Origin of the sequence: Pseudoalteromonas luteoviolacea (genome assembly GCF_000814765.1) — a bacterium.
Taxonomy (GTDB): domain Bacteria; phylum Pseudomonadota; class Gammaproteobacteria; order Enterobacterales; family Alteromonadaceae; genus Pseudoalteromonas; species Pseudoalteromonas luteoviolacea_H.
On record NZ_JWIC01000007.1, the window covers coordinates 716052 to 734598 of the forward strand.

19 protein-coding genes are annotated in these 18547 nt (G+C 41.6%); 9 read left to right on the top strand and 10 right to left on the bottom strand.

Translation table 11 applies throughout. The features are described 5' to 3' along the window. Positions 1 to 131: 131 nt before the first annotated feature. Complete coding sequence (locus JF50_RS17415) at positions 132 to 1058, top strand: hypothetical protein (protein ID WP_039610652.1); 927 nt, start codon at positions 132 to 134, stop codon at positions 1056 to 1058. 87 nt (positions 1059 to 1145) lie between these two features. Next, positions 1146 to 1397, top strand: coding sequence for a hypothetical protein (locus JF50_RS17420; RefSeq protein WP_039610653.1), 252 nt, complete (start codon positions 1146 to 1148; stop codon positions 1395 to 1397). Between the two features lie 213 nt (positions 1398 to 1610). Here JF50_RS17420 and JF50_RS17425 read toward each other — a convergent pair whose 3' ends face one another. Both JF50_RS17425 and nhaR read right to left on the bottom strand, forming a co-directional pair. Continuing rightward, entirely contained in the window at positions 1611 to 1895 is a 285-nt protein-coding gene (locus tag JF50_RS17425; protein ID WP_039610654.1) for a SelT/SelW/SelH family protein, read from the bottom strand. A gap of 48 nt (positions 1896 to 1943) precedes the next feature. Then, on the bottom strand, positions 1944 to 2837 hold the full coding sequence (gene nhaR, locus JF50_RS17430; protein WP_039610655.1) for a transcriptional activator NhaR: 894 nt from the start codon (positions 2835 to 2837) through the stop codon (positions 1944 to 1946). A gap of 144 nt (positions 2838 to 2981) precedes the next feature. Between nhaR and JF50_RS17435 the strand changes: the two genes are divergently transcribed. The 6 genes from JF50_RS17435 (at position 2982) to arfB (ending at position 8805) form a co-directional block, all read left to right on the top strand. Then, a complete protein-coding gene (locus JF50_RS17435) occupies positions 2982 to 3275 on the top strand; it encodes a hypothetical protein (RefSeq protein WP_039611043.1) in 294 nt (97 codons plus the stop codon). A 389-nt stretch (positions 3276 to 3664) separates the two neighbouring features. Beyond that, positions 3665 to 4933: an efflux RND transporter periplasmic adaptor subunit gene (locus tag JF50_RS17440; RefSeq protein WP_039610656.1), complete on the top strand. Its 1269-nt coding sequence runs from the start codon at positions 3665 to 3667 to the stop codon at positions 4931 to 4933. Between the two features lie 8 nt (positions 4934 to 4941). Further along, positions 4942 to 5631 (top strand): ABC transporter ATP-binding protein, encoded by a 690-nt coding sequence (locus JF50_RS17445; protein WP_039610657.1) that lies wholly within the window; start codon positions 4942 to 4944, stop codon positions 5629 to 5631. A gap of 12 nt (positions 5632 to 5643) precedes the next feature. After that, positions 5644 to 6972, top strand: a complete 1329-nt coding sequence (locus tag JF50_RS17450) for an ABC transporter permease (protein WP_039610658.1) — start codon at positions 5644 to 5646, stop codon at positions 6970 to 6972. Positions 6973 to 6984: 12 nt separating this feature from the next. Then, positions 6985 to 8190 (top strand): ABC transporter permease, encoded by a 1206-nt coding sequence (locus JF50_RS17455; protein ID WP_039610659.1) that lies wholly within the window; start codon positions 6985 to 6987, stop codon positions 8188 to 8190. Between the two features lie 201 nt (positions 8191 to 8391). Next, positions 8392 to 8805 carry an alternative ribosome rescue aminoacyl-tRNA hydrolase ArfB gene (arfB, locus tag JF50_RS17460; protein ID WP_039610660.1) on the top strand — a complete coding sequence of 138 codons (414 nt, stop codon included), beginning with the start codon at positions 8392 to 8394 and terminating at the stop codon, positions 8803 to 8805. Here the strand turns inward: arfB and JF50_RS17465 are convergent. Genes JF50_RS17465 through JF50_RS17480 form a run of 4 tightly spaced genes read right to left on the bottom strand, consistent with a single transcriptional unit; the run spans position 8802 to position 12113 of the window. Next, positions 8802 to 10046 carry an ATP-binding protein gene (locus JF50_RS17465; protein ID WP_039610661.1) on the bottom strand — a complete coding sequence of 415 codons (1245 nt, stop codon included), beginning with the start codon at positions 10044 to 10046 and terminating at the stop codon, positions 8802 to 8804. The two genes, arfB and JF50_RS17465, sit on opposite strands and share 4 nt — an antisense overlap. 6 nt (positions 10047 to 10052) lie before the next feature. Continuing rightward, the gene (locus tag JF50_RS17470) at positions 10053 to 10745 is read right to left on the bottom strand and encodes a response regulator (protein WP_039610662.1); all 693 of its coding nucleotides are present in this window, start codon (positions 10743 to 10745) and stop codon (positions 10053 to 10055) included. Continuing rightward, a complete protein-coding gene (locus tag JF50_RS17475; RefSeq protein WP_039610663.1) occupies positions 10745 to 11146 on the bottom strand; it encodes a DUF3019 domain-containing protein in 402 nt (133 codons plus the stop codon). The genes JF50_RS17470 and JF50_RS17475 overlap by 1 nt, the downstream gene beginning before the upstream one ends. Further along, complete coding sequence (locus JF50_RS17480; RefSeq protein ID WP_039610664.1) at positions 11136 to 12113, bottom strand: MipA/OmpV family protein; 978 nt, start codon at positions 12111 to 12113, stop codon at positions 11136 to 11138. Before JF50_RS17480 ends, JF50_RS17475 begins: the two co-directional genes overlap by 11 nt. 155 nt (positions 12114 to 12268) lie before the next feature. Here JF50_RS17480 and JF50_RS17485 point away from each other — a divergent pair, with 155 nt between their 5' ends. After that, positions 12269 to 14407, top strand: a complete 2139-nt coding sequence (locus JF50_RS17485) for a beta-propeller domain-containing protein (RefSeq protein WP_039610665.1) — start codon at positions 12269 to 12271, stop codon at positions 14405 to 14407. Between the two features lie 80 nt (positions 14408 to 14487). On the opposite strand, the gene JF50_RS17490 is transcribed toward JF50_RS17485, so the two are convergent. From JF50_RS17490 to JF50_RS17505, 4 genes are all read right to left on the bottom strand, one after another. After that, a complete protein-coding gene (locus tag JF50_RS17490; protein ID WP_039610666.1) occupies positions 14488 to 15015 on the bottom strand; it encodes a GNAT family N-acetyltransferase in 528 nt (175 codons plus the stop codon). A 27-nt stretch (positions 15016 to 15042) separates the two neighbouring features. Then, positions 15043 to 15777, bottom strand: coding sequence for a 5-oxoprolinase subunit PxpA (locus JF50_RS17495; RefSeq protein ID WP_039610667.1), 735 nt, complete (start codon positions 15775 to 15777; stop codon positions 15043 to 15045). Between the two features lie 17 nt (positions 15778 to 15794). Then, positions 15795 to 16592 carry a D-glutamate cyclase family protein gene (locus JF50_RS17500; RefSeq protein WP_039610668.1) on the bottom strand — a complete coding sequence of 266 codons (798 nt, stop codon included), beginning with the start codon at positions 16590 to 16592 and terminating at the stop codon, positions 15795 to 15797. Between the two features lie 73 nt (positions 16593 to 16665). Next, positions 16666 to 18441 carry a glycoside hydrolase family 3 protein gene (locus JF50_RS17505; RefSeq protein ID WP_039611044.1) on the bottom strand — a complete coding sequence of 592 codons (1776 nt, stop codon included), beginning with the start codon at positions 18439 to 18441 and terminating at the stop codon, positions 16666 to 16668. Positions 18442 to 18547 lie beyond the last annotated feature (106 nt).

The following is an 18547-nucleotide window of genomic DNA, read 5'->3' on the forward strand; positions in this document are numbered from 1 at the left end:
CCTCATTATGTGGCTAAATTTAGTGTACAACTTTTAACAGTGACTCTGTCTGATTAAAAAGGCACCGTGTTTAATGTTGGTTCAAGGAAGCGTGTTTATTTTCAGGTCTGATATAGAGGTGTAGGTACAAGATGTCTCAAACGAAAAACAATATTACTTTAGGGATTGCTTCAGCGGCACTGGCGCTGACGTTATATAACTTTTCAATGCAATCAAGCAGTAGTATATCCCCAGCAGCAGAACACCAATCAAAAACGGACAACACTCAGACTGTGCAAGAGCTTGCTCATGTCGCTGAATTTAAACGCAAGCAAGACTATTCAGAGATGGATAATAGTGCGCTGATCGCTCGCATTGAATATTTAGAGGAGCGCCTTTTAGATATTGAAAATCAAGCTTTTGGAGCTGGCGCATCAAGTGGGGCAATTGAAGAAACTATTCTGGCTGTTTTGGAAGAAAAAGAACGTCAAGACAAACAAAAACGAAATGAAGACAATCCAGTTTATGGTTTCTATGAAGATTTACCTAAAGACTATGATTTAAAATTAAAAACAGATCCTGAATATGCAAATCGAATCAGTCAAGATCTAAGAGTAAAAGTGCTAGATCAAAGCTTGACGCCACAAGAGCGCTTGTCTGCCATGGGGCAGTTACAGATGAACATGTATATTCTCAACCGTACTCAGGATGAGATGTTTGATTACGAAACTGTTGACGCCGTGCTTGAGATCAGCCGCAATAGCGCTGATGACAAGTTAAAAGTTCAGGCATTGGAAGTCGTTGCACACTCTCCCGTTGTAGATAGGCGTATCGCAAAATCCTTACAAGATATTATTGAAAAAGAGCCTAATAAATATATGAAAACAATGGCAGCTGAAGGTTTGATGGGCCAATACTATCAAGCAGATGAGAGTAATCCAGAAGTAAAACAGCAGCTGGCCAATGACATTTTAGCAATGTACGACAATGCGAATAGCGCAGAAGTTCAAGCGGTAATGCAGCGTTTGATCAGGGATGAAGAGTTGTTGCGACAAATACGTAGAGATGCTGGTAGATAGGTATTTATTCTTAGCTTTTTTACTTTTTTAGGGAGTTACTTAGACACGGGTAAAATTCAGCGATACAGGTTTTTACAAGGAGTTTGTATGAGTTATTTTTTAGTATGTTTGTGTGTGGTTTTAACTTTATTCTTGCTGTTGCCATTTTATAAGAAAATGTACACAGTTGTGAAAGACATGGATAAAGAATTTTCAATAGGGATGAAGCAGGAAGGTGGCTTCACCAATGGCGCGCAAGGGAATTTTTTTATCGCTAAATTTTATGTCATGTTGTTACCGATTGTTTGTCATTTGATAGCGTCATTCTTACTTTATTTATTACTATCTAAGTTGATTTAATTGTTCGTATAAACGCTGGGTAAAAACAGGCTTTTTTCTTTTAGTTTTATGCTTGTATAGCGTTAGATAACACTGAAAAGTCGCCAATTTTGTAACCCTAAAGGTAAGTGAGGTTGACTGTTTTGAGGTTGATGAGTTCAGTGGTGCACCTTGGTGCAGTTGTAGGGTGAGTGGCTGGAGGGTTTAAGGTCACTCAGCCACGTGAAAAATGTTTTAACTTTGATGTTTGTCGATATGCCCCAAATCTCGGGTGGGATCTAAGAGGTCTCTGACACGTTTTTTGAGTTCTTTGGCCTCAGGGAAGCCCCCATCTTTAACCCGGCACCAAATTAATTTATCATCGTAAAAAATTTGAAAAACCCCTTTGCTGGCGGGGGATAGTGAGACTTCTGCGAGATCCATTCCAAAAGTTGATAATAGTTCTTGTGCCAACCAGCCACTTCTCAGTAGCCATTGGCATAGTACACAATAATGTATCGTGATCTTAGGTTTATTCATCGGTAATTCGCTACTTATTAGTATCTGTACTGTACTTGCATAAAGGCGCTACTCACCTTCACGCTGCGCATTTTGCACAAATTCAGAATAAATTGTATCTTTGATCAGCCTATCTGGTGTGAATGCGTAATAATGTTGGTACACGTTTTCAATACTGCCAATAAACGTGACATCATAATGGCGTTCTATTTCTTCTCTAATAGACAAAGGCGCAGGAAAGATACCAAACCCTTGCTGACCTAAGGCTTTCATCAAAGCGCTATCATCAACGTGGCCTGCAACAGACATTTCAATATTCAAGTCTTCAAGCCAGTACTGAATGGCATTTGTGACCGGACTTGCCTTTGCGGGCAAAATAATTGGCATATCTTTGAGTGCATTTGGATAATCTTTGCTGAGCTTTGAATAATAGGTTGAGTTGCCGTAGAGACCGAGCTGACTTTTCCCTATTTCATGACAGAAAGCTTTGAATGGCGTTGAGCTATCTAATGGTTTATCAGCTAATACTAAATCGATTTTATGGGTAGCCATTTGTGCAAGTAATTCAGACTGCTGACCATCGATACAGTGTAAATTGGTAATGCGTTCATGTTTGATAAGAGGAGACAGCCATTTAGAAACGAGTGACTTAGGGAGTGCGTCAGAGATCCCTACTTTTAAAGTGCGATTGATATTATCCAGATCACCGCGGGTTGTTTCGAGCCACTCTTCTGCAACATTAAACATGTCGTTTGCATACTGCTGAGTAAGTTGTCCGTATTCTGTTAATCTCAAACCTCTGCCTTCGCGAACAAATAATGGCTTACCTAGTCTTTGCTCTAAGCTGGTGATTTGTGCACTGATAGTTTGTGGTGTTAGGTGTAACACTTTACTTGCGGACGCAATGCTGCCTAATTTACTTACTTGCCAAAAGTAATAGAGGTGGTTGTAGTTTATATTCATCATACTTCGTAAATTTCGATGTCTAAATAAGATTTAATCAGCTTTTATCTTTGATTCCACCTTAGTAGATTTAACTCAAGGGCGCAATCATTTATTTCACCATGACACAGTGGTAAATGCGCATTTATGAGCGAGGTCAAAGATATGAAACTTAACTTAAGAATGACAGGTAAAGCAATTGGTAGCGCGGCAAAGGCTAAAGCATCAAAAATCGTGAGTGACCAGTTATTAAAATATGTTGCCAATATTCGTAAAGTTAAAGTCCACATTGATGAAGTCCCATCGAAATTTCACGGCACATTGACACAATGCAGTATCGAAGTACTTTTACCGGGCTTGCCTAGTATCTCTGTAAAAGCAAAAGGAAAAAACTTAGTGCAAGCGATCAGTCGCGCCGTCAGCAACAGTGAAACCGTTCTGACACAAAAACTATGTTAATTATTCTATGCAGAGGCGACTATGCTTCTGTTAAATCAAAATTATCCCTTTGACTCTGTTGGAAGAAGAGTAATTCCCACGCACTTGCTGCAGCATGGAAGCTGCATCTTTCCTCTTTTATTTGTTAAATTCACATTAAATTTTACGCTAACATATAAAATATTTAATGTTGATTAAACTCTGTTGACGTTCATGTTAATATCCTTTTTGCCAATATTTTCTATATAAATATTCAAATAATATGCCTATATAGAGCAAATAATTGGTCATTAGAGAGGCCGCACATTTATACTATTTTTTAATGAAATGTTTATTTTAAGTGACATTTTGGGGCTTCTTGTGTATTTTAACCAATGAAAAAGCAGTGACATAATGCTCAAGGAAGTAACATGACATATATATCTGATACCAGTGCCCAAGACACGCAAATTGAGAAAAAAAGGAATTATAAGCTCTACATCGCAATTGCAGTCGGTATCGTTATTTTTTTTACTTTGATAGTGCCACAACTGTCCATTTGGATGAGTGGAAAAAGTGCAGTGCGTTTAGAGAATATTCGTATTGCTGAGGTTCAAAAGGGGCAATTTATTCGTGATATTTCAGTGCAGGGGCGCGTCGTAGCTGCGAAGCGTCCAACACTTTATAGCCCAGCGCAAGGAACCGTGACCTACTTAGTTACGCCGGGAGATACAGTATCATTAGGTGAGCCGTTAGCTTCCATCGACAGTCCCGAATTAACGAGCTTGTTAGCTCAGGAAAAGTCTGAATTGACAAGGCTGAAAACACAATTAGAGAGAGAAAAAATTCAAGTTAAAAAGCAAGACTTGGAGCAAGAGAATTATATCGGAAAAGCACAAGTTGCGTTGAATGCTGCGAAACGCGAAATGCGCCGAAATGAAGAAGGTCACAAGAACCAAGTCGTCAGTGACATTGATTTTCAAAAGGCCAAAGACGATTTGGAGAATGCACAAAGGGAATATCGCTTAGCTGTTAAAGAAGTTGCATTATTGAAAGAAAGTCAAAAGTTTGAAATTAAAACCCGCGCACTGGAGTTAGAAGCACAACAGGTAATTGTGAGTGAATTGCAAAGACAAGTTGCTTCACTTTCGATTGTTTCTCCAGTGTCAGGTATCGTCGGTAATTTGGCCGTGGAGCAAAAAAACTCAGTGACCAAAAATCAACCACTATTGAGTGTGGTAGATTTGTCGCAGTATGAGGTCGAAGTGAACATTCCAGAGAATTATGCTGATGACTTAGCTTTGGGAATGAGTGCTGAATTAATGCTGAATGGGAATACGTACAAGGGTGAATTAATTGCTATTTCGCCTGAAATCGTTGGTGGTCAAGTAGAGGGCAAAATTCGATTCAAGGAAAAGAATATCAAAGGGTTGAGACAAAACCAGCGATTGACCAGCCGAGTTGTATTAGAAGAGAAAAATGATGTTTATTATCTTCCTCGCGGACAATTTACAGAGTCTGGCGGCGGCCGCTTTGTGTATGTTGTAGAGGATGATGTTGCAGTTAAAAAATCTATCAAATTAGGTTCAAAGAGTTTAGGGCAAGTTGAGGTTATTTCCGGCCTAGCAATGGGTGAAAAAGTGGTAATTTCAGACCTAGACGTATTCAAAGAAGCAGGAAGTGTAAGAATCGTTCAATAGGGGACAGTATGTTAAGAATGGCGAATTTAGCGAAAACTTATCGCACAGATACAATTGAAACTAAGGCGCTTAGTCCATTTGATTTAGAAGTGAAACAAGGTGAGTTTATCGCTGTTGTCGGTCCTTCTGGGTCGGGAAAAACAACCTTTCTTAACATTACGGGCTTACTTGAAGTATCCAGTGAAGGACAATACTGGCTTGATGGCGTTGAGGTATCGACATTGGGAGATAAAGCGAAATCTCGTTTGAGAAACGAAAAAATAGGCTTTATCTTTCAAAGTTTTAACCTTATTCCTGAATTAAACATTTATGACAATGTGGAAATGCCATTACGTTATAGGAAGCTCTCTGGTGCACAGCGGAAAAAGCGAGTAGAACAAGCGCTTGAAAAAGTGGGGCTTGCTAGTCGCCAAAAGCATTACCCGTCTCAATTGTCTGGAGGGCAGCAGCAGCGTGTTGCAATTGCTAGAGCATTGGCTGGCACGCCTGCTTTCTTGTTAGCGGATGAGCCGACAGGTAACTTAGATTCAAAGATGGCTGCGGGGATCATGTCGCTGCTAAAAGAAATTAATGCCAATGGGACGACCATAATTATGGTAACCCATGACCTTGAGCAAGCGACACAAGCTGGTAGGGTCATAGAAGTCAAAGATGGAGTAATTAGTGAAATAAAAAACTTAGCTCAAAAAATTGCTTAAGGTGGTGAATACATGATCAGCTATTACACCAAATTAGCCATTTTGAGTTTATGGAAAACTCGCTATATGAGTTTGCTGGCCGTCATTGTGATCGCAGTTGGCATTGCAGCGACCATGACTACTTATACCATCAACCATATGATGACAAAGGATCCTTTACCGTCGAAGTCCGACTCTTTGTTTTTAGTGCGACTTAACAACTGGAGTCCTGAGTCAGCTTATAAAAATCGTGATGTAGAAACCGCCCCGGTTTATTTGTCTGTGCAAGATGCGGTTAATTTAATTCGTCATGATAAAGCACAAGCACAGATCCCCATTGCGGGTTTTAAGGATATGTTGAAGCTGCCATCTCAAGATGCGGTTGACGCGAAAATGACGTTTGTTCGCAGCTCTACAAGAGACTTTTTCTCTTCTTTTGAAGTGCCCTTTTTATATGGTTCAAGCTGGCCAAAAACGAGCGACATCAATGGTGAGCAAGTCACCGTTATTTCGAAAAAGCTCAATGATAAACTATTTGATGGTCAGGACTCGGTTGGACGAACAGTTGAACTGGGGGAGCACCAATTTACTGTGGTTGGTGTATTAGATGATTGGTTTGTATTGCCACGCTTTTACGGCGAGTCAACGCGAGCATTTAAAGCACCAAGAGATATAATTGTGCCTTTTCAGACCCAGTTAAATTTGGAGCTGTGGTCACCGAACTTACAGGCTTTTGAGTGTTGGAAAGAAACGGAAGATGCTTCCGTAGCGGCTTTTTGGGCATCTGAGTGTGTTTGGGTGTTCTTTTGGGTCGAACTCAACGGAGAGTCTGAAAAGCGCGTATACATGGACTTTTTGAACTCTTATGTTGAACAGCAAAAGGCATTGGGGCGTTTTCAACGGCCAACTCTGAATCAATTACAGTCTCCATCAGCGTATTTAAAAGAGCGTGATGCTTACTCGTCTGACAGTGAAATCGCGGTGTGGCTTGCGATATGCTTTTTTACTTTGTGCTTACTCAATGCAATGAGCATTATTATGACTAAATTCCAAGGAAAGGCGGGCGAGGTCGCTTTGAGACGGGCTGTAGGCGCAAGCAGTATGGATTTGTTCCAGCAATATATGATTGAGACGGGGATCATCGGCTTACTAGGAGGGGGGCTGGGATTGCTATTGGCGCAATTCTGTCTATTTTTCTCCAGCCAACTGTACACTCATCTCAGCAAAAATATTATGGCAATGAGTGTGGAGTTAATGGTGATCACAGTGGTTTTATCAGTGTTATCAAGTTTGGTTTTTGGGTTGTTTCCGATTGCTAATGCGATCCGCGTGCAACCTGCCACTCAACTTAAAAGCTTGTAACGGGGAGCACAGATGAAAGATTTTTTGCCAATTTTAAAGTCGTTGAAAAGTAATTATGGCGCATCGCTGCTTTTTATTTTTCAAGTGGCGATCACCTTTACAATACTGGTCAATGCGATTTACCTTGCGTTAGACAAGCGAGAGTCGATAGCTCGTCCCTCAGGTCTTGATGAGCAAAATGTACTTTATATTGCGACTAACTTACCCGTTGAAGAAGCATCTCAAGCAAGCCAATTGGATCAAGACCTTGATAATCTTCGAGCATTACCAGGTGTTGAATATGCGTCGGTTTCTTCTGGCGTACCGCTCAGCGGGTGGGGAAGGTTCATAGAAATAGCAACTAAGCCTGATTCTAAATATGACACTTTTTCTGGATATTATGGCGGAGATTTGAGCTTATTAAAGGCATTTGGGGCAGAGCTTGTTGCTGGCTCTGAGTTTAGTCCGAGCGCAGAATTGACGGTGCGAACCGACGGATATAGAGATGCAATAGACATCATGATCACCAAGTCACTAGCCCAGTCACTTTATTCAGAACAGTGGGAGCAAGTGGTTGGTAAAACAATCTATATTAATAATAAGCCGCAGCGTGTTGTTGGCGTGATTGACAAGCTTCAAGCCGCATGGCCAACGTGGGTTGTGGTTGAACATGTAGTGTTGGCGCCAGTCAAAGAAGCTGATTCTATGGTCTATTACATCATACGTACTCAACCGAATCAGCAAAGCGCTGTTTTGGAGCAAGCGCTGGGTTATTTGACTTCTTTACATGGGCGAAAAATTGATAAATATGAAACCTTTGAACAAGTAAAAACAAATGCTTATAGTGCCGAAAATGCCGCAAGTAACACATTATTTAGTGTGATTGGAGGTTTACTGTTGGTGACGGCGTTGGGGATATTTGGCCAATCCCGTTACAGCATTATTAAGCGAACTAAACTCATAGGGATCAGACGAGCGATGGGAGCGAGTAAAGGGCAGATAGTAAGATATTTTGTGCTAGAGAATGCAGTATTGTGCGCAATCGGTATTGTTATCGGCATCATTGCTGCAATCGTTTTAAGTAATGCATTTAGCAGTGCGTTTGAACTTGGTACTGTGCCACCAAGTTATATGTTTTTTGGTAGCCTCTGCACGATTCTTCTTGGCCAGATGGCCGTGTTATACCCTGCGTTTAAGGCCTCGCAGCTATCACCAGCGATTGCGACACGTACAGTATAAGAAAACACAAAGTGGTACTTAGCTTTTAGCCATTATTGCTAAAAGTTGAGTACCTAAAAACCACCTTCTTGGATACCATTTTTGTTATAATAAAGTATGTACGCTTTATCACCGCGAGTGCGCACCGTGGTAGTGAAGCACAGGGCTTGCTGCTGCGCTTTGATTTTTGCTAAGCAGTTGAATAAAAGAAGGTTGGTTTATATGTTACGTCTATCAAATAATGTGGAGTTGTCTGCTTGGGAAATCGAGTTGTCAGCCATACGAGCGCAAGGCGCTGGTGGACAGAATGTGAATAAAGTGTCGTCTGCGATTCATTTAAGGTTTGATATTAATCGTTCGACGCTCCCAGCTTTTTACAAAGAAAGGTTATTGGCTTTAAAAGACAATAGGATCAGCAAAGAAGGGGTGATTGTCCTAAAAGCGCAAACTTTTAGAACTCAAGAACAAAACAAAGAGGATGCACTAAATCGGCTCAAGCAATTAATTTTAGATGCAATTAAAGTGGAAAAAACGCGCCGTCAAACGAAGCCTACAAAAAGCTCCCAGAGACGACGCCTTGATACTAAAAATAAAAGAGCCCAAACAAAAGTGTTGAGAAAATCAGTTAAGTTTTAGTTTTTGCTGATAGGTAAGGACACGTGAAATGAGGCGCCGTTTATTTCAGATTCGGTTACCCAGCATGCGCCGCTGTGCCAGCCAAGTATTTTGGTCACAATAGCAAGACCAAGCCCAAACCCTCCAGTCTCTTTACTGCGACTGCTATCAAGTCGGGTAAAAGGGTTGAAAACACTGTCCCGTTTATCTTCTGGTATGCCAGGCCCGTCATCACTGACAATTAGGATGACGTCGTCATCATTTTCTTGTTTCAGTTCGACCAGTATCTGTTGTTCGCCATATTTTTCTGCATTTTGCAGTAAGTTCTGCAGTACACGTGCTAGATAGTGATCATTGCCATCGACAAAAACATTGGGTTTGAGGTGGTGGTTGATTTGCTTGTTAGAAGAGATACTGACTTTGTCTATTTGAGCTTGAACGAGTTCGCTCAAGTTAATTTTTGCTCTCGTCATTTCCCGTTCAGAAAACTCCAAGCGAGCATAGCTGAGCATCTCGTCGATTAATAGTTCCATTTCAACGACATCTTGGTTCATGGCTTGAACTTGCTGTGGATCTTTTGGGGCAAGCATAGCCAGTGCAAATTTGAGCCTTGCTAACGGCGTTCTAAGCTCATGTGATACGGCATTAACGAGTTGCTTTTGATTTTGCATCAGGCTCGCAGTCTGCAGGGCTAGTTTTTGTATATGCTGCGTCAATGTTGATATCGCAGAAAACCGAGAGGGTTTTGTTTCAATATCTAATCTCCCTGTTGCTAATTGCTCAGTGACTACTTTAAGTTGCTCCAAATCACGCCATAGCGGGCGTAACCATAAAATCAACAATAAGGCTAAAATCGAAAAAGAAACCAGTTTGAAAGCATATTTCGTCAATATAGAGTTTGGCTTGGGTGCAAATGGTCCAAGTTTGACGACGGTACTTTTGTCATTTAAAAGCATGAAAAATTGATAATTGTCATGGCTATCAAATGATATGACAACATCGCCTTTATTAAGCGCAGCACGTTGCTCTGGAAACCATGCGACGTCGTTTATATGAATAATATTAAGGCTATTTTTTTGAGGGTAATTGTTGATGCCTATAGTATTTAGTACATCTCTTAAATTCACCGCTACTTGTTTGGCATAGTCCAATTCACTTGGGGCTGGATTGCCCCAGTTTTTCCAAATATATTCACTGCTTTGATTAATGGCGATGATACTAAAAAAAACAAAGAAATATAGGCTTGCTAGCAGTCGAAGCATTGAAAATTAATCCCAAGCTGACTTAGAACATAAATAACCTTTACCCCACACAGTCACCAATCTGAAAGGCTGATCTGGATTATCACCGAGTTTTTTTCGCAAACGTGAAATACGCACATCTACACTGCGGTCTAAACCATCATACTCACGTCCAACTACTTGATTATAAATATGTTCACGACTTAAAGTTTGCCCAGCATTATTGGCAAGTTCCCACAGTAAATCAAATTCGTAACTCGTTAATTCGACCTCTTGCCCTGATAAATAGGCTTTTCGGGCCGCTTTGTCTACTTCTAATTGACCAAGCTTGAGTTGATCAACGCTTTCTTCTTGCTGTTTCCCTCCGCGTCGGAGTAAGGCGTTTACTCTAGCTAAAAGGACGTAAGGTTCTACAGGTTTGATGACATAATCATCTGCGCCAATCTCTAACCCTCTTACATGGTCGAAGTCACTGTCTTTTGCGGTCAAAAACAATACTGGGCCTGAGTAGGTATGACGTACCTCGCGACAAATGGAAAAACCATCCATATTAGGAAGCATGATATCAAGTATGACGATGTCCGGTTGTTGCTCAGTAATGGCGTTGACTGCTTTGGCACCATCATTCACTAGAGTAACTGAAAATCCGTTACTCTCAAGAAATTGCCCTGTTAGGGCTGCGAGTCTTTCATCGTCTTCAACAAGGATTACTTTAGCCATTAAAAAAAGCTCCAATCAGATTTTAATTTTCGTCTATATTTTCGGTTTGCTGCTGCATTTATCTTCACTTTCTGTTTAGCTAATACATGCATATCTTTGTTTTTAAGTGAAAAAACCATATCTTCAGAAATCGAGATATTGATATTAGCTTTTGCTTTTCGTTTGTTTTTCCAACACTGCAAAGAAGTATCGTTTTTGAATAAACATACATTTTGTGGTGTTTGAATAGACCAATCGACTGAAATAGTCATCTCACAAATTTGACCCATAGATTTAACCATGCAAACGATGGGTTTGATTTCAAGTTTTGCTTTTTTGTCTGGTAATGTATTCATTTCAGCGTTAGCAACTTTCGAGAATAACAAACATAAAACAAGAGTAGGGAACTGCTTAAAACTCATATAATCCCCCAATAAAAATATTGGACGAAGAGCTTTGATCTACAAGTGGGCTGTCTTTAATACCAGTACCGAGCCAAGTATGTCTTGCACTGAACTTTAGTTGCCAGTTCGAGTTTAACTTATAATTAAAAGCAATACCTACATAAGGATTTACAGTGGCCTTACCCTGATATAAGTGGTGTTGTGATTGTGAGTCTTTGAGACTGATCCCATAATAATAATCGACTAAATGTTTGTCCTTGTACTCTGCACCAAGTTTGACTTTTAAGCGAGAGGGGTTATCCGTTTGGATTGGGATGACAAAACTGTAATCGAGGTGGCCATGATACCCTTGATAAGTATTTGTTACATCATGCAGCAAAACGAGGGTTAATTTGGCAGAGTTTTCAAAATACCAATGTGCAAGTATGCCGCCATCCAACGCCCAATCTCGTTTAGAAATTGTATCAAGGGAAATCGTTTCTGCAGGCTCGTTTGGTTCCGGCTCTTCTTTATCATTATTCGAATCATTGCCATCACCCGTAACACCATTATCATTATCAGAGTCCCCGCCATTGGGTGGATTCGAACCATCTGGTTCTGGCGTTATGATCGGGTTACTGGACTCTCCAGTGAATGAGTTTTTGACTAATATATTGCTTGGGTGGAAGCGTTCAAAATATGCTTGTTCAGTGTTGAGTTGGGTGATGAGACTGACATCAAACTTTTTTTGCTCTATAAAAGTGTAGCCTGCAGTTGTATTGTCAAAGAAGAACTTATCACCGTAATAATTAATGTAAGGTAATATCACTAAAGGCACATTATCCCCGCCCCTGACTGGGTTGGTCGCAACACCCGCACCGATGGCAATAGAAAAGTCCCACCTGCCTATTTCTGCACATTGCTCATTATTCTCACTGCAGTTTGCAAAGCTATCCTTAGCGAATAAGCCGCAGCACAGAGATAACAAAATGAAAAGTCGTTTCAATCAATTTACTCCTGTTAAACCTAGGGCTAAATTTACCAGTAATTTCTGTAATTACCAGAAGCGGTTACATAAAATAACAAATAGATCGAGCGAAATAACAGAACAATGGCGTCACTGTATTAAAGTAAAGTTACTTTTAATCAAGGAGCACAACTATGTTTTACTCAAGAGTTACTCTTTCGTTAGTACGAGCAGGCCTTGCTTTGATCGCATTACCTGCTTTGGTCGCGTGTGGAGGAGGCAGTGATAGCAATAGTGATAACAAGGTAGATCAAGGACAGACAAAATTACCAACCAGTGTACCTGACTTAAATTGGTTGGGTGAGTCATCTGCTAAATTAAAAAAAGCATCGTCCAGTGAGTTTAGTGCACTTTTAAAAAATGGTGCTTTTCTAAGTCGGGTGCCAGTTAATGAAACTGATTCTTCAGTGCCCGTCAATGCTTCACCCGTTTCAGATGGTGAATCGAGTGCAGGGTTTTCTTCTACTAATGTGGTTGAAGCAGGTGTTGATGAAGGTGATCGCATTGAATATGATGGGAACTATCTTTATATAGCCGCACACTCTGAACAAGAACTCTCACAAAATGCTGTGTTTAGGCAGTATGTACGTGTCATGAAACGAACAGACCAGGGGATTGAAGAAGTTGCACAAATAGAGGCCTCTGACTCGTTGTATAGTCATCAGGATTTATATTTACACGAGGGGCGCCTTGCATCCGTGTTCAAATATCCTGTTCTCACTCTCGACACGCCTAGTGATTCCAATGACATTGCCTCTACTTCTCCTTCAACGAATACGTTTTCTAACACGTTTGAATTGAGTTTTGCAGATGTCAGTTCACCAGAGCAACCACAGGTTATTAACCAGTATCGCATTGACGGAAATATCCTTGATAGCCGAGTGATAGGTAACGAGCTGTATGTGATCAGCCAATACCATGCTGCATTTGATACTGATGAAACGGATGAACTGGCAATTTATCAGGCAATTTATCAAGCTAATGTGTCCGATCTAATCCCTAAAATTAAGGACTTAAACTCTGGAGAAGCGTCTCCATTGTTTGATGCAAGCGCTTGTTATATACCAACAGATGCGACTGAGTTAGACAGTGCAAACATTGTCACGACCATCACTAAGATCTCTATGCAGAACCCCACAAGCATTGAGTCTACTTGCATTAATGCGCCTTCTGACGGTGTTTATGCTTCTCAAGAGAGTATCTATTTACATAAGCGTCTTTGGCCAAGTGACGTATCAAGCTTCAATGATTTATCGCAAACTGTTTTGCATAAGTTTTCACTCAATGATGGAGAGGTTGCGTATAGTGCATCCGGTGCAGTAGAAGGGACGCTCGGTTTTGGCGGTAATTTGATAGGTATGATTGAACCGATTTTCGTGGCAAATGTCAGCAATGCCGCCTTTAGACTGAGTGAGTATGGTAGCCAGTTACGAGTTGTCACTACTCGGTTTAGTGAGTCTAAGGGAATGGTTCATCAGCTATTTGTATTGCAACAGCAAGGGACTGAGCTTGAAGAGTTAGCACGTTTGCCAAATGAAGCTCACCCAACGCCGATAGGTAAGGTTGAGTCAAATGGTATGGTAGAGGAAAATATCTACGCTGTTCGCTTTATGGGTGAGCGAGCTTATGTGGTTACTTTTCGACAAATAGATCCACTTTATGTATTGGATTTATCAAAAGCGGATGAGCCTATCATGGCTGGTGCACTCGAAATCCCAGGTTATTCTGCGTATCTTCATCCTGTATCAGATGACCTGCTTATCGGTGTCGGGCAAAATGTTGAGGACTTCCCATTTAATGCCTCAGATGATTCATCCACTGATATAGAGCCCACTTTTGGTGCCAAAGTGAGTTTATTTGATGTGAGCAATATGGCATCACCAAGCTTAATCAAAGAACATGTTTTTGCAGGTGGATATAGCCCCGTCGAATTTGACCATCACGCTTTTAGTTACTTAAAAGCCAGCGACCAAACATTTCGTATGACATTACCTGTGGAGTCATGGGAGGTCACGATTCAAAATGACAATACGAGTACTTGGGGTAACAAAAATGAGCTGGCAGCATTTGAGGTTAGTACTGAAGGTTCAGGCTCTTTAACTTACATTGGTAGTAGCGTTGCAACGTATGATGAGCCCTCTCAAAGCGTTCCTTATGTGCGCGCAGCAGATGATAGAGGCGTTATTCATGGAGATACTATCTATTATGTCCATGGAAATTTCGTCTGGTCTAGTTTATGGCAGTCGCCTGATGTAAACACTGGTCCTTTCTAAATCGCGCACATTCAAGTTCCAAGCGAAATCTTGGACAGACCAAGCGCCACCTAACTTACGCAGGGTGGCGCTTTTATGTTTTATCGATGTGGGTTATGTAAAGTAAGTTGAAGATCATCAAATATCAGTCCACCGATTTGATAATTTTGTTGAATGACTTGAAAAACAGAAAATCCGAGTTTGTTAAGTAACTGCTCAGATGCCTTATTACCGACCGTGACAGTCGCCAATAATGTGTCATATCCTTGATGAGTAAATGCATAGTCTATAACGGCTTTGGATGCTTCATACGCAAAACCGTAGCCTTGTTGAGTCGGGCATAACATAAACCCCAACTCTGCAATGTTTGGTTTGTCAGAAAAGCTTTTAAACCCATGTAAGCCGATGCACTCTTGTGTATCCACTCGCTCTATGACGAGAGTGAGCCACGCATCGGTTTGTTTTTGCCAACGGGCACAGCGTTCATCAAAAAGTGATTTCAAAGCTTGCTGTGCTGGTATATCTGCGACGTAAGCCATGACATCTGGATTTTGGTTTAACCTTTTAAACAGCTGCCAGTCATTTTTAGTCAGCGGCCTGAGCCTTAATCTCGGTGTGAACAGCTCCATCGTTATCCCTACTTAAAATGCAAACAGTTACTGTGGATCGTTGAGTATTGTTCTTATTTTCTCTATTTGTTTTATGGCGTGAAGGTTATCACCGTGCACGCACAGCGTGTCTGCTGCCAGCGCTAGCTTGTGTCCGTTTGCGGTTATCACGGACTGACTGCCAGCGAGGAGTTGTACTTGCTCTATTAACTTCTCTTCGTTGTGTACTGCGTTAGGCTCAGAGCGAGGTGTGAGCATCCCCTCATCGGTATACAACCTATCGGCAAACGCTTCCATGAGTAAAGTTACTTTATATTGCTGGGCAAGGGCGCGGTGCTGCTTTGCTTGTGATGTGGCTAAAATCATTAACTTCAGATCACTTGGGTATTGATGGATGGCTTCAATGATCGTCGTTAAAATAGACTCATCACGCATCATATCGTTGTATAGTGCGCCATGGGGTTTAACATAACTGAGCCTCATGCCAGCAACTTTTGCCATCCCTTCTAGCGCTGCTATTTGATAGTGGATACAGTTGATGAGCTCTTGTTTAGCCATAGTGAGTGAGCGGCGGCCAAAGCCTTGGAGGTCAGGGTAACTTGGGTGTGCGCCAAGGAGCACATTATGTTGCTTAGCAAGTGCAATCGTTTTTTGCATAACACTTGGGTCACCTGCGTGAAATCCACATGCAACGTTTGCCATGTCTATGTGCGGCATCGCCTCTTTATCAAGCCCCATTTCCCAAGCACCAAAACTTTCACCCAAATCACAATTTAACAGCATGCCAACCTACTTTTTAATTATTGTATTAACAGATCCATATCTGGCCTATCTGTGACCAGCATATGTTGAGGACTGTTTATAATACACAATTCAGGCGCTGCACGGGTAATTGCGAGATGAGCGGTGAGGCTGGTTGTCCAAAATACAGGCTGTTTATTTTCAGGTATGAAGATGGGGTCGCCAAAATTGGGTTTTTGCAGATTATTAATACCTATCTCTGCTGGGTTGCCAAAATGTACGGGAATACCATGAGGTACTCGACTGATACTACCGGCTTGTATCGCTCGGATAATCTCTTGTGTGTCCATCGGTCTTAGGCAGACTACTTTATTGCTTTTAAATGGACCAACTTGCAGGCTTGGAATATTACTGATGTACATAGGTAGTGTATGTGCAGGGCTGGAGGTTGTGGTATCAAAACCATAGGTATTGAGGACATAGTCAAATGCCACGTAACTTGCCAAGGCAAAGGTGACAAAGTCTTCTCGCCAAATTTGTTTGATGTCTGTGACTTCATCAACTAGTTGCCCATCTCTGAGTACGCGGTATTTAGGCACGTCATGACGGATATCTATGTTGCTGCCAAGCGCATCTAAATGGAATTCACCATCATTTACACTGGTTGCTAGTAATGGGCAGCAGTCATGGTTATTCTGGCAATATCTTTGAAAGTCAAAAGCATATGCTTTTGGTAAAATCACAATATTACATTGTGTGAAGCCGGGAACAAACCCATTAGTGGGACCTGAGTAGTCACCGGCTCGAATCATTTCACGAATCGCGTTAGGTGCCGTTAAGGACGCCTTTGGATCCATATTACCCTCACTAAAATACACAAGTTATTGTACTAATGCGGGGCTGGTACTTGGTGAAAGTTAACTGAATTAATCACTCAAGACCAATGCTCACAGGCAGTTGCCCATGTGCCTTTGCATGACCGACAATCACTTTTGCAAGTGCAGTAAATGCAGGCCCTCGCACATCATTTTCAGTTGCTACATCCACATTATAGGCATAGCTTGCCAAAACCGCTTGATTGAAAGGTGCATATTTTGCAATTTCGTATGGGGCGCGCAAGCTGATAAATAAGCTCGCTTTTTTGTGCGTATGAGCAAACAGCATAAGTTCATAGAGTGCTTTGGGCTGTTGCTGCTTAGCGACTTCGTAAGACTCAAGCTCAGCTAAGTCGTCCATTCCACCAATTTCTGCGGCACTTTGCAAAGGGGATGCGTGTGCGCTGATCACCCAGTTAGCCTCTAAAATGGCTTGTCTGGCACGCTGTGGTTTAAACGCTTGCAAGCTTGTTATTGATATAGTGAGTTTTTTGTCAACTTCGCTGAGTAAAGCTTGTTTTAAAGCGGTGGCTTTTTGTCTATCTGGCATAATCAAGTGGATATGCTCGCCATCCTTTATTTGCATGGGCAGCAAGCCTACATTTTTCACTTCGGTGATCGCATCAAGCGCTAAGTCCGCCTCAATTTGTCTATGTTTGGGATTGCCAAGCATGCTGTTGGCAATTGCAAGACTCGGTGTTACTTGCTTGCTGAGCATATTGGCTTTGAGCTTCGCGATCCGCTGATTTGATTGAATAAGCTCTTGCCTGTTCAATCGTTCAGATTCTACCGCGCTTTTCAGTGCTTCAAAAAACGTTTTAAATTGATTGAGGTCATCAGGGGTTCTGACTTGAATTGGCATCAACGCAATATCCACACCTGCGTTAAAGGTTTCTAATACAGCGTCGAGCGGTGTAAAGAAGTCACTGATCCCAGCCATATCGAGCGCATCGGTAATTGTCACACCTTGATAGTGCATTTTTCCTCTGAGTAAGTCATGCATAATTGCCCGTGACATCGTAGCTGGGCGGATCATGTTTTCGCCTTGTTTGTTGGTGACGGTACTGCTATCTAAAGCGGGGTATTGTATGTGCGCAGTCATGATCATGCCGGGCTGTTGCTGTTTGATAATTTGACTAAAAGGATAGAGATCTTGCTGCTTAATTTGGGTCAGCGTATGGTCTACTCTAGGGAGTCCAGTATGGCTGTCGACATGGGTATCACCGTGCCCTGGAAAGTGCTTTAACGCCGAAATAACCCCATTTTGTTCAAATGCTTTGACCTGTGCAGCGCCTAATTGTGCAACTATCTTAGGATCTTCGCCAAAGGCACGCACGTTAATAACGGGGTTAAGTGGGTTTGCGTTAACATCGACTGTGGGGGCAAAATTGACATTAATGCCTAGGCTATTGAGCTCTTTTCCAATGGCACTTGCCACACTCGTGGCATACTTTTCACCGTGTTTTTGATAAGTGGCGCCTATGCTCATGTTGCCAGTAAATGAGGTCGCCTCAGCGCGATTGATACGCGCGACTCGGCCTCCCTCTTGGTCGATTGAGATAAATAGCGGGGTATCGCTTGCTTGTTGTAATGCTTTGGTCAAGTCGATAATTTGACTGGTTTTTTGTACATTTTCGGCAAATAGTATGACACCGCCAATATGATACTGCTTTATGAGCTGAGCCAATTCTTCAGGCAGTTCGGTCATGGGTTGGCGGCAATGTGTATCTTGCTGACAAAAGTAGCGAAAATCCAGCATAAGCTTTTGTCCAATCAAGTGGCGAATGTTGGTGTCAGCGTTGTCGGCGCTAACGAATGTACTTAAAGTCATAATACTGAGTAAACCTAATTGTTTGATGTGATTTAAAATACGCACGGTGCTGAATGATCAATTTTTTGTTTACTTTATCATGTGATCTGACGAGTTGAGAGACTTT

Excerpts from the sequence above, each read along its gene's own strand:
- JF50_RS17485 (WP_039610665.1), top strand. The coding sequence starts at position 12,269 with ATGTTTTACTCAAGAGTTACTCTTTCGTTAGTACGAGCAGGCCTTGCT.
- JF50_RS17415 (WP_039610652.1), top strand. The coding sequence starts at position 132 with ATGTCTCAAACGAAAAACAATATTACTTTAGGGATTGCTTCAGCGGCA.
- JF50_RS17445 (WP_039610657.1), top strand. The coding sequence starts at position 4,942 with ATGTTAAGAATGGCGAATTTAGCGAAAACTTATCGCACAGATACAATT.
- JF50_RS17425 (WP_039610654.1), bottom strand. The coding sequence starts at position 1,895 with ATGAATAAACCTAAGATCACGATACATTATTGTGTACTATGCCAATGG.
- JF50_RS17500 (WP_039610668.1), bottom strand. The coding sequence starts at position 16,592 with ATGGATCCAAAGGCGTCCTTAACGGCACCTAACGCGATTCGTGAAATG.
- JF50_RS17475 (WP_039610663.1), bottom strand. The coding sequence starts at position 11,146 with ATGAGTTTTAAGCAGTTCCCTACTCTTGTTTTATGTTTGTTATTCTCG.
- JF50_RS17420 (WP_039610653.1), top strand. The coding sequence starts at position 1,146 with ATGAGTTATTTTTTAGTATGTTTGTGTGTGGTTTTAACTTTATTCTTG.
- JF50_RS17465 (WP_039610661.1), bottom strand. The coding sequence starts at position 10,046 with ATGCTTCGACTGCTAGCAAGCCTATATTTCTTTGTTTTTTTTAGTATC.
- JF50_RS17455 (WP_039610659.1), top strand. The coding sequence starts at position 6,985 with ATGAAAGATTTTTTGCCAATTTTAAAGTCGTTGAAAAGTAATTATGGC.
- JF50_RS17505 (WP_039611044.1), bottom strand. The coding sequence starts at position 18,441 with ATGACTTTAAGTACATTCGTTAGCGCCGACAACGCTGACACCAACATT.
- JF50_RS17440 (WP_039610656.1), top strand. The coding sequence starts at position 3,665 with ATGACATATATATCTGATACCAGTGCCCAAGACACGCAAATTGAGAAA.
- arfB (WP_039610660.1), top strand. The coding sequence starts at position 8,392 with ATGTTACGTCTATCAAATAATGTGGAGTTGTCTGCTTGGGAAATCGAG.
- JF50_RS17495 (WP_039610667.1), bottom strand. The coding sequence starts at position 15,777 with ATGCTGTTAAATTGTGATTTGGGTGAAAGTTTTGGTGCTTGGGAAATG.
- JF50_RS17450 (WP_039610658.1), top strand. The coding sequence starts at position 5,644 with ATGATCAGCTATTACACCAAATTAGCCATTTTGAGTTTATGGAAAACT.
- JF50_RS17490 (WP_039610666.1), bottom strand. The coding sequence starts at position 15,015 with ATGGAGCTGTTCACACCGAGATTAAGGCTCAGGCCGCTGACTAAAAAT.
- JF50_RS17470 (WP_039610662.1), bottom strand. The coding sequence starts at position 10,745 with ATGGCTAAAGTAATCCTTGTTGAAGACGATGAAAGACTCGCAGCCCTA.
- JF50_RS17435 (WP_039611043.1), top strand. The coding sequence starts at position 2,982 with ATGAAACTTAACTTAAGAATGACAGGTAAAGCAATTGGTAGCGCGGCA.
- nhaR (WP_039610655.1), bottom strand. The coding sequence starts at position 2,837 with ATGAATATAAACTACAACCACCTCTATTACTTTTGGCAAGTAAGTAAA.